The organism is Undibacterium sp. Ji50W, from assembly GCF_049340445.1.
Taxonomy (GTDB): Bacteria; Pseudomonadota; Gammaproteobacteria; order Burkholderiales; family Burkholderiaceae_D; genus Undibacterium.
This window is the reverse complement of the sequence record NZ_JBMPOX010000009.1, coordinates 189,968-199,809: the sequence shown is the minus strand read 5'-3', so window position 1 is coordinate 199,809 and position 9,842 is coordinate 189,968. Positions and strand designations below refer to the sequence as shown.

10 protein-coding genes are annotated in these 9,842 nt (G+C 53.2%); 1 reads left to right on the top strand and 9 read right to left on the bottom strand.

The features are described from left to right. Positions 1-612: 612 nt before the first annotated feature. Entirely contained in the window at positions 613-1,503 is an 891-nt protein-coding gene (locus ACO0K9_RS15270) for a polysaccharide deacetylase family protein (RefSeq protein ID WP_422986331.1), read from the top strand. On the opposite strand, the gene ACO0K9_RS15265 is transcribed toward ACO0K9_RS15270, so the two are convergent. From ACO0K9_RS15265 to ACO0K9_RS15225, 9 genes are all read right to left on the bottom strand, one after another. After that, the gene (locus tag ACO0K9_RS15265; protein ID WP_422986329.1) at positions 1,492-2,097 is read right to left on the bottom strand and encodes a 4'-phosphopantetheinyl transferase family protein; all 606 of its coding nucleotides are present in this window, start codon (positions 2,095-2,097) and stop codon (positions 1,492-1,494) included. The two genes, ACO0K9_RS15270 and ACO0K9_RS15265, sit on opposite strands and share 12 nt — an antisense overlap. Before the next feature lie 11 nt (positions 2,098-2,108). Next, the gene (locus tag ACO0K9_RS15260) at positions 2,109-2,693 is read right to left on the bottom strand and encodes a hypothetical protein (protein ID WP_422986327.1); all 585 of its coding nucleotides are present in this window, start codon (positions 2,691-2,693) and stop codon (positions 2,109-2,111) included. A 72-nt stretch (positions 2,694-2,765) separates the two neighbouring features. Then, a complete protein-coding gene (locus ACO0K9_RS15255) occupies positions 2,766-3,215 on the bottom strand; it encodes an excinuclease ATPase subunit (RefSeq protein ID WP_422986325.1) in 450 nt (149 codons plus the stop codon). Between the two features lie 44 nt (positions 3,216-3,259). Next, entirely contained in the window at positions 3,260-4,522 is a 1,263-nt protein-coding gene (locus tag ACO0K9_RS15250; RefSeq protein WP_422986323.1) for a beta-ketoacyl-ACP synthase, read from the bottom strand. Next, positions 4,519-5,244: a 3-oxoacyl-ACP reductase FabG gene (fabG, locus tag ACO0K9_RS15245; protein WP_422986321.1), complete on the bottom strand. Its 726-nt coding sequence runs from the start codon at positions 5,242-5,244 to the stop codon at positions 4,519-4,521. The genes ACO0K9_RS15250 and fabG overlap by 4 nt, the downstream gene beginning before the upstream one ends. Continuing rightward, positions 5,241-5,717, bottom strand: a complete 477-nt coding sequence (locus ACO0K9_RS15240) for a 3-hydroxylacyl-ACP dehydratase (RefSeq protein ID WP_422986319.1) — start codon at positions 5,715-5,717, stop codon at positions 5,241-5,243. Before ACO0K9_RS15240 ends, fabG begins: the two co-directional genes overlap by 4 nt. Continuing rightward, positions 5,714-6,916 (bottom strand): beta-ketoacyl-ACP synthase, encoded by a 1,203-nt coding sequence (locus tag ACO0K9_RS15235; protein ID WP_422986317.1) that lies wholly within the window; start codon positions 6,914-6,916, stop codon positions 5,714-5,716. The genes ACO0K9_RS15240 and ACO0K9_RS15235 overlap by 4 nt, the downstream gene beginning before the upstream one ends. 13 nt (positions 6,917-6,929) lie before the next feature. Beyond that, entirely contained in the window at positions 6,930-7,493 is a 564-nt protein-coding gene (locus tag ACO0K9_RS15230; protein ID WP_422986315.1) for a DUF3261 domain-containing protein, read from the bottom strand. Then, positions 7,471-9,834 (bottom strand): MMPL family transporter, encoded by a 2,364-nt coding sequence (locus ACO0K9_RS15225; RefSeq protein WP_422986313.1) that lies wholly within the window; start codon positions 9,832-9,834, stop codon positions 7,471-7,473. Before ACO0K9_RS15225 ends, ACO0K9_RS15230 begins: the two co-directional genes overlap by 23 nt. Between the last annotated feature and the right edge of the window lie 8 nt (positions 9,835-9,842).

Below are 9,842 nucleotides of genomic sequence, written 5' to 3'. Positions count from 1 at the left end.
CGTATTCCTTTTGTACGGAGAAGCTTTGAGCGATGTCTTTGAGGGACAGGCTGGACGCTGTCCAATATGCCAGACCCAGTGGGTCCGCTGGACGGTTGAAATAAGCGATGTAAAGCTTTTGGATATCTGCAGTGGTATTGGCCATTTATTTAATATCTCTGACGAATTAATTCAAAAAAACCAGAATTGCATTAGGGCGTGTTGACCTGGTTACACAATATTACAAACGTGGGTTGCGAAAGACTATCACGCCAATCTTGATTTACTTGTGACTAATATCACAAATATTTATCTCGCCAAAAACTTGAATGTTAATTTACGTTAACTCAGTAGCTGTCTCAGTAATCATCTCAAGACCAACACATCAAAAGTCGTCAATTAAGCCACTGACGACTTCCCCAGGGTGGTTTAGCCATTCATCTGGGCAAGGGCAAGGAAAATGCAGGTATGGATTGTCGTTGGGCTTCCCGTAAAATTACCCTCAAGAAATATTTACATTCACCTCGCAAACATTCTGAAACTCTATAGCCCTGAGCCTCGGTAGAATGGGCAAGAAAAATTCCTGGAGGGCAGATACAATACGGGCCTTCTGGCAAAAACTGCATTCCGACTTTGTTTACCTTCCGTAACAGGCAATTCGTTGCCCCCTGCTTGCTGGCCCTGCTGATGGCGGCTTTGTGTAATGCATCGTCAGCTGCCGATGCCTGTGAGGGCAATCCTGCGCCAATTCGTTACCTGCTGAGCTTTGACGATGGCCCCAGTGCTGTGCGACCAAACAATCCGACAGAAAAAGTATTAGGGACTTTGTCGAAAAACCCGTATCAGTCAGATATCAAGGCGGTCTTCTTTACCCAGACGCGGGCAGTCAATGGCGGTGGAACCGAGTACGGTCGCAGCCTGCTGAAACGCGAAGTGGATGAAGGGCATTTGCTGGCCTTTCATACCGCGACGCCACGGCATTCCAATCATCGCTATCTGACAGAAGATGAATTCAATGCTTCACTGGCATTGGGTATCACTGACCTGACGGGCATTACGGGTATTGCCCCCAAGCTGGTACGCCCGCCCTTCTGGAATTATGATGCACGCACGCTGGATACCTATCACAGCCATGGCTTGCAAATGCTGTTGACGGATTTAAGTGCCAATGACGGCATTATTTATGGCATTAATTTCAGCCTGACCAAGCACCGCAATATGCGCAAGCTGTTATTGGCAGTACGCCCGCACTGGTGCAACAACGAAATGCCTGCGGTGGATGGGGTAACGCCCATCGTCGTTACCTTTCACGACATCAATCCTTATACCGCCAATCATCTGGAAGAGTATCTGGAAATTCTTTTGGATGTCGCCAAAGAGTTGGACATACCCACCAGTGAAAAACCATTTTACGATAACCGGGAAGAACTGGAACACGCAGCCCTGGCAAGGGTGGTGAAAGATGCCAGCAATCCGCCAAAGTTACCGGGTATATGGAACTGGTTCTGGAGTTTATTCCGCTGACAAACCAATGTGCAGGAGTTGTGGCGGAGATGTGAACTGCCTGGCACTGCATAGTGTGATGGACAATTCAGGATGCTGGAAGTGCAGGCATTCTGCACTGGCAACATTCAGTTTGATATGCGCTTCCTTACTGGTCCATAGTTGATAAAAATCACGCACCCGGCTACCCGCGTCCTGTTGATGTAGCCAGGCATTTTCGGCAGCATCAAAAGCCTGCAATGCCAGCGCAGAAAAATCGCGGTCGGGATTCAACAATTCAATATCCAGACCCAGCCTGCTGTCGGCACTGACCGCGCAGGCAAGCCAGTTACCGCTATGCGAAAGGCTGAAGCCAAGCTCAGGGCAAGCCGGAAAATCCAGCCGTGGCGCATTGCCCGGACGTTCAGTCAGTTGCAATGTGCTGACCGGTACGTCCAGCAATTGACTCAGGCTTTGACGCAAGAGCACACGCCCAGCCAGGAACTGGCGCTGTCTTTCTCTTTTAACGAAGCGCTGATAACGCAGCACTTCGTTTTTACTTAACCAGGGCAGATAAGCAGCCAGATCAATATCGGTGATATTGACCAGAAAGAGACTGGCTGTATGATCTGGCATAACTGGCTTTATTATCTGGCCAGCGCTTTTTCATCTGCGCCCGTTTGTCCGCCAATGGCGCTACTGTAGTTATCCATAATATAGCGGCTGGCAAGATTCGCAACTCTGGTCAACATCAAATTGTCATGCACACCAAATACAAAACCGGCAGCCATTGCGTTGGCACGTTGGAAAAACTCCGGCAACGCAACTACTTTACCATTGCCGTCAGTGATCTTCATGCGCATCAGCACGCCGGAACTGCCAGCCAGAGGCCCCAGCATTACGCGCTTGACGCCATGCTTGAATTCCATTTCCTCAATCACAGGTTCAATGATCAGCACACGGCCATTATCTGGACGCATGTTCCAGTTTGCCAAAGAACTCGCCAGATCTTCCTGGATATTTTGATTGATCTTGACCAAACCGGATTTATCACCATCATAACCTGGTCGGAATACAACTGGCTGAACCCTGATACGTCCAAATCCGGAAAAAGCTTCAGATGGAGGTGGATTCTGCATGGAAGTAGCTTTTACCGACGTGGCGCAACCCTGTAAAAGACTGAGTGCAAATACCATGGAAATTAAAAAACCGCGCTGTAAGGCAAGAGTCATTATGAGTCCTTAAAAAATGATGAGATGATCTGTTGTAGAACAATGCACACTAGATGGTGCATTGTTTCCATTTTATTTGTCCGCTATTGTCACAAAATCTGCCTTAAGGACAACACCAGCCATCAAGGCATTAACATGGCATTCAAATTCTGTTTCGCTTGATTTTTCAACATTGTCATAGTTGCTGACAATATTGATCACGGCGTTGGCACCTGAACTTTCAGCACGCTTTTTCAGTTGCAACATGGCGGATAAAAAAACCCAGTTGCACGCTTGCTCCGTCGACTTATTCAAGGCATTTGTTTTTTTGTTGGTTTGATCATTAAGGATTTTTTTCAGGACAGGTGGCGTGGCCTGATTACCAAAATAATATTTCACCTTGTCGCCCAGTCTATACGGTGCATTATTGCTGGCCATTGCTGTTGCAATGGGCAACATCACTACGTTGTCGGCAGCCATAACCGGCAATGCAAATCCAGACAGTGTGGCCAATGCAATTACCGTTGAAATCAATTTTTTCATGTTCCATCTCCTGGTTAAAAACCCGCTATCAGCACGCCAGATCATCAAGGATATTTTTTGAAAATCAAAGAGGTATTGATACCGCCAAATGCAAAGTTGTTCGACATCACGTAGTCGCAATCAATGGCCCTGCCCTCGCCTCGAATGTAATCCAGTTCTGCGCATAGTGGATCAAGTTCTTGCAAATTGATGGTGGGGGCAAACCAACCTTCACGCATCATTTCTATGCTGATCCAGGCTTCCAGTGCGCCGCATGCGCCCAGGGTGTGCCCCATATAGCTTTTCAGTGAACTGATGGGGATGGCATTGCCAAACACCTGGGCGGTAGCCTGGCTTTCGGCGATATCACCCTGCTGCGTACCAGTGCCATGCGCATTCACGTAGGCGATGTCGGATGGCTGCAATTGTGCATCTTCCAGCGCCAGTTGCATGGCGATCTTCATGGTTTCTGCATTCGGTTGCGTCACATGGCAGCCATCGCTATTGGTACCGAAACCGACCAGCTCGGCATAAATTCTTGCACCGCGTGCCTGTGCATGTTCCAGCTCTTCCAGTATCAGGCTACCGGCACCTTCACCTATCACCAGGCCGTCACGACCGGCATCGAAAGGCCGTGGTGTATCTTGCGGATTATCATTGCGCACGCTGGTGGCAAACAGGGTGTCGAACACGGCCGCTTCGGTGGCGCATAATTCTTCAGCACCGCCTGCAATCATGGCAATTTGTTTGCCGCTGCGTATGGCTTCATAGGCATAACCTATACCCTGGCTCCCTGATGTACAGGCCGATGAAGTCGTGATGACGCGACCGGTCAAGCCAAAAAACACACCAATATTGACTGGTGCCGTATGCGCCATCATTTTGATATAGGTGGTTGCATTGATGCCTTTGGTGGTGCGTTCTTCCATCATGCGGCCAAAATCACCGATGGCACTGGGCGTACCTGCCGATGAGCCGAAAGAGATTCCCATCTTACCACTGGTCAGCAAAGGATCGTCCAGCAAGCCGGCATCAGCCAGTGCCATTTCACTGGCGCGGGTCGCCATCAGGGCCACTCTGCCCATGCTGCGGGTGGCTTTGCGGTGGTAGCGTTCATTCAGTTCAAAGGGTGCAGCCGGTACCCCCAGTTGTGTATTCAAACCTTCATAATCACTCCACTCCTGCATGCGCACGACGGCATTGCGGAATTCACCCAACTGCTTGCGGATAGCCGGCCAGTCATTACCCAGAGGGCTGATGCCAGCCATGCCGGTCACGACGACGCGGCGATTTTGCAGATTCATACTCATGTTCATACCCAAACTCATGCCATACCTCCATTCACCGATATGACCTGTCGTGTCACATACGCTGCATCTTCATGCATGAGGAAACTGACCACAGCGGCGACCTCTTCCGGCTTGCCGACACGGCGTGCCGGTATCATTTTCAAAGCTTCTTCCAGCGGTACTTCGCTGATCATGTCAGTTTCTATCAAGCCTGGTGCCACACAATTGACGGTGATGGCACGCTTGGCCAATTCTATTGCCAGTGCCTTGCTGGCACCAATAATACCCGCCTTGGCTGCGCTGTAGTTGACCTGGCCACGATTGCCGATCAGGCCAGACACCGAGGCCATGGTAATGATGCGACCCGGCTGGCGGCGCTGTACCATGGGCATGACCAGGGGATTGAGGACATTATAGAAACCATCCAGATTGGTATTCAGGACCAGATCCCAGTCTTCGCCCGACATGGCCGGAAAAGCATTATCCCTTGCCACGCCGGCGTTGCAGACCACGCCGTAATAACAACCATGCGCTTCCACATCTGCCAGCAACAGCGCTGCCGCATTATCCCGTTCGCTGATATCAAACTGCAATACGCGGGCGGCCCGGCCCATACTGGTAATTTCAGTCGCGACAAGCTCAGCCTCTTCACGCTGACTACGGCAATGCAATACGATATCGTAGCCATCGCGGGCAAGACGCAAGGCGATGGCCTTGCCTATGCCACGTGAAGATCCGGTTACTAATACACTCTTACTCATCTCTCACTCCGTTGCAGAAATTCTTTGGCATCAGCCGGTTGAAATACCGTGATGGTGGCAATAGCCAGCGACGTGCCTGTTGCCTGATCACGGATGCCACACTCAAATGCCCCTAATCCATTATCACCTTGCAAGACCCGCTGTACCTGCACTTCCAATACGCTGCCAGTGGCAAACACCGGCTGGCTGCAATCGTAACGCCGGGTTCCCAGCAAAAAGCCAACCTTCACCGGTTCATCGCGCAGGCTGGCAAGATAACCGGCATGGGCGGCTATCGCCTGCGCCATGTATTCGATGCCGACCCAGGCATCCACACCTTGCGGTTTGCAAAACAGGGTTTCTGGCCGGATCGCCACTTCAGCGGTCAGGGTTTCGGCGTCGGCTGCCACTATCCTGTCCAGCAAGACCATTTCGCCGTCATGCGGGACCAGGCTGCGCACTGGCGGAAATATAGTTGTGTTTGTTCGATTCATTCTGTCTTCCCCAGCACCAGACATGCATTCGATCCGCCAAAGGCGAAAGAATTGCTGACTATCCAGCGCAATGGTTTACCTGCCTGCTGCCGTGGTGCCACGATATGCAGGGCAGGCAATTGTGGATCAGCAATACCATCCCACAGATGTGGCGGCAATAAGCCTTGCGGATTGTCATCCTGCATCACCAGCCAGCACAGTGCCGCTTCAATGGCAGCGGCAGCCCCCAGGGCATGCCCGGTAAATGGCTTGGTGGAACTGACAGCAACGGCAGCACCAAATATGTCTTGGATCACGCGTGATTCCATCGCGTCATTCTGCACCGTGGCCGTACCATGCAGGTTGATATAGTCGACCTCGGATGGTGCAATACCGGCACGCTGCAGGGCCTGGGTAATCGCCATACGGGCACCACCACCGGCGGGATCAGGTGCTGACATGTGGTGACCATCCGAAGATTCACCCCAGCCACACAACGCCACGGCACTGGGTGCGGTTGCGGGTGCGGGCTCGGCAGTCATCAAAAAGAACGCAGCGCCTTCGCCAATATTGATGCCTTTGCGATTGGCGCTGAGCGGGTTGCAAAATTCTGTACTGACTGATTCCAGTGCAGAAAAACCGGCCACGGTAAATTCACACAGGCTATCCACACCACCAGTCACCACCGCATCACACACGCCCATTTTGATCAGGCGGGCGGCACTTGCCATGGCCTTGGCGCTGGAAGAACAGGCACTGGAATGGGTATAAGCTGGCCCACCCGTGCCCAGTTCATGGGCCAGCATGGCAGCCGGTGATCCCATTTCCTGCACTGCATATTGAAACGACGATGGCAGGCTGCCGTGCTCGTGGTAAGCCCGCATGGCGCTCTCTGTGCTGGCAATGCCGGATGTGCTGGTACCGATGACGATACCGACACGGTCAGCACCAAAGCGCTGTATGGCGACATCTACCGCCTCGCGGATCTGTGCCAGTGCAGCCAGCGCCAGTTGATTATTGCGGCTGCGCAAGGTGACTGGCAAATGGCTGACATCCGGCAACATACCGCGCACCTGGCCTACCGGCAATACCCGTCCCGCCGACCAGGTATCGGTCATCTGCAGGCCGGTACCGGCTTCTTCCAGCAAGCGGCGCCTGATCTCCTGGTGATTGTCACCCAGGGCACAGACCACGCCACAGTGATGTAAATACAGCTTCATAAATAAAATAGCTTCAAGGTGCCGACTGTATGGTCAGGCGATAGTGATAACGCAGGTTGTTCAAGACCACGGTGCCGCTCCAGCGCGGCATGCGGCTATAGTCTATGCTGGCCACCAGTTCATTCTCCAGATACAGTAGCCGGCGCAAACCCCGCTCTTCAATGCGCCAGCCCGCTGGCAGCGCCTGGGCAATCGCCTGCACTGGCCACAAACTCAATTGCATGTCTTCCAGCACATCTTCGGCCTTGACCTGTGCCGGCAACATCATATGACGCCAGGATTTGAGTTCCTTGCCATCATAGCTGAGACTTAACACGCGCTGACCAAAAGCCAGACCTACCAGCTCCAGTTGCCCGCCATCCACTTCCAGTGCAGCATCCAGTTCATCGATGCGGCCATTGCGTTCCACCTTCAGATGTTGCTGCACGCTAAAATTTTCACCCAGGCTGGCAGGTGGCAACTTCAAACCCAGACGAGCCTGATTGGATGCTGGCGGTGCAGTTGCGCAGCCAGACAATATCGCCAGCATCAGCAACACGGGAAGTGCGACTATTTTATGACTGAACAGGTGGCGCATGATGGCTCCCGGAAGAAGTAAAACACGGCACAATCAGCCAGACCAGACTGGTACCAATCAGCATGGTCAGCCCAAATGCCTGCAATGCCGGCGTGCGGCTCAGTCCCAGTAAACCGAAGGACAAGATGGTATTCGCCGCAGACAGACCCACCGCCAGCCAGGGCGTGGCATTGCGTCTGTCTGCATGTTCCTGCATGAAAATACCGTAATCAACCCCTACCCCCAGCAGCAGCATCAGCGCCAGCACATGGAATAATTGCAGGCTTTGTCCGGCCAGCCCAAACAGGGTCAGCGTGGCCAGGCTGGCGACCATGGTCGGCGCCAGCACGCGCCATGCATGACGGCGATAACGCGGCCACAGCAAGGCAAATACCAGCCCATAGGCAGCACAGACTACCCAGCCCATATACGCGCGATAACGCCCCAGTACCGAAGAAATTTCACTGACTTTATCGACCCACTGCACGCCTTCCAGACCATCGGCGGTATGTTGCAGGGATGTCAGACCGGCGTTGGCATAGTTCACACCGCGCAGGGCAACAATGCTGGCATATTCATTACCGATACGGCCCAGCCACAAATGCCGCCAGGGTTCGCCGGCGGCAGTTTTCAGGAAACTGTCTACGCTCATGCCTTCAGAAGGCTGCAGCAAATGCGCACGGATACCGGCAGCCCAGCTCGCCTCTTCATCCACCTTGACCGCCAGTTGCGACAAGGGGCCACCGTCGGCCAGCAGTTTTTCTTCTATCAACTGCCGCCGTGTCGCCTGTGTCTGTGCCGAAGGCACCCAGTTGGACAGTGCCTGATAACCGGAGATGGTGTGTGCTGCTATCATGGTCTCCAGCTTGCGTTTCAGGATTTCTTCGCGTTGCAACACCATTTCTGCCGAAGCGCCGCGTACCAGGAAATACTGCACCGGGGTCGGCGCATCCAGCAATTTGCCAAGCTTGATCTGATCTGCCACCAACTGTTTTGGCGGTGTTTGCAACAACCTGATGTCGTCATTTGCACCCAGCCTGGAACAGGCAAACAGTACCAGCAATGAAAATGCCAGCAGTATGCCTATACCATAGCGATTCATTCTCAGACGCGGCCAATGCCACAGCACAGCACTGTACCAGGCCACCAGTTTGCCGCTTTTCAAACCGCCAGCACGCACCAGATGCGGAAACCAGCAGACTACCGTCAGCCAGGCAAATAGCAGGCCCAGGGCAGAAAATGCCGCCATATGCCGCAAGCCGGGGAATGGTGTCAGGCCCAGGCCCAGATAACCGATCACCGCCGCCAGCAAAGTCAGGCCCAGGCCAGGCAGCAGGCGCTTCAGCAATTGATGGGAATCGAGTTCTGCATCGGCATTCAAACGGTTACATAAAAAGTAAATACCGTAATCCTGTGCCACCCCAATCAGACTGGCACCAAATACCAGTGTCAGCAAATGTATGCCGCCAAACAACAGCCAGCAGACCGACATCGCACCCAGAAAACCTATGCCTATCGACATCAGGATCAGCATGATGGGTTTCAACGAGCGGAAACTGAACCACATCAGCAAAATGATACCGGCCAGGGAACCGACACCGATGGTCGATACTTCCGCATTCGCCTGTTGCCCGGCGGCGGCGGCATGCAATACCACGCCAGCACTGATGATCTGTACACCCGGTGTAGCCTGCCTTGCGGCATTGGCAGCCTGTGTCAGCAACGGCAGCACGGCTTCCTGCGCCGTCAATGAGAATGCTGGTGGTTTCAGGCTCAAGGGCAACAGCACATACTGGTTTTCTGCATCAGCAACAAACAGCATGCCGTCACGCGGTCTGACTGGCGTTTCCTGCGCCCTCTCCTGTACCCAGCCACTGAAAAGACCAAAAGGGTCATCCTGGAAGGAACCCAGTTTGGGACCGGAAAAAGCACCATACATTTTGACCAGTGCAGTCTCGGTCCAGAACTGCGCTGGTTGCGTGCGCAGTTGCTGCTCTTGCTGTGCAGTCAGCAAACCCAGGCTATTCTTTTGAAAAGCTGTCAACCAGTCGCTTTGGGTCTGGTCGTTGATGGTGGTTGGCGTCAACAGATCGGCGCGAGTGGCGATGACGGCGTTATACGCCTGTGCCGCGCGTTTTGCCTGTTCCCAGTCAGGTGCACCGATCAATACCACCACCCTTTGCTGGGCCGTGTCCACCATATGCGCAAAGGATTGCTGCAATACCGGGTCGCGTTCCTGCACCGGCAACAAAGCCAGGATGTCGGTGTCGGGCGTAATACGTTTGCCCAGCCACAAATAGGCGTTATGTGCCAATAACAGGCACACCACCAGGGCCCATGCTATGGCCAGGACTGCACCCATGCTAGGCC

What these genes read in the sequence shown, in the direction of transcription:
- ACO0K9_RS15250 (WP_422986323.1), bottom strand. Translation starts at nt 4,522, where the DNA reads ATGAGTTTGGGTATGAACATGAGTATGAATCTGCAAAATCGCCGCGTC.
- ACO0K9_RS15225 (WP_422986313.1), bottom strand. Translation starts at nt 9,834, where the DNA reads ATGGGTGCAGTCCTGGCCATAGCATGGGCCCTGGTGGTGTGCCTGTTA.
- ACO0K9_RS15260 (WP_422986327.1), bottom strand. Translation starts at nt 2,693, where the DNA reads ATGACTCTTGCCTTACAGCGCGGTTTTTTAATTTCCATGGTATTTGCA.
- fabG (WP_422986321.1), bottom strand. Translation starts at nt 5,244, where the DNA reads ATGAGTAAGAGTGTATTAGTAACCGGATCTTCACGTGGCATAGGCAAG.
- ACO0K9_RS15255 (WP_422986325.1), bottom strand. Translation starts at nt 3,215, where the DNA reads ATGAAAAAATTGATTTCAACGGTAATTGCATTGGCCACACTGTCTGGA.
- ACO0K9_RS15240 (WP_422986319.1), bottom strand. Translation starts at nt 5,717, where the DNA reads ATGAATCGAACAAACACAACTATATTTCCGCCAGTGCGCAGCCTGGTC.
- ACO0K9_RS15235 (WP_422986317.1), bottom strand. Translation starts at nt 6,916, where the DNA reads ATGAAGCTGTATTTACATCACTGTGGCGTGGTCTGTGCCCTGGGTGAC.
- ACO0K9_RS15265 (WP_422986329.1), bottom strand. Translation starts at nt 2,097, where the DNA reads ATGCCAGATCATACAGCCAGTCTCTTTCTGGTCAATATCACCGATATT.
- ACO0K9_RS15230 (WP_422986315.1), bottom strand. Translation starts at nt 7,493, where the DNA reads ATGCGCCACCTGTTCAGTCATAAAATAGTCGCACTTCCCGTGTTGCTG.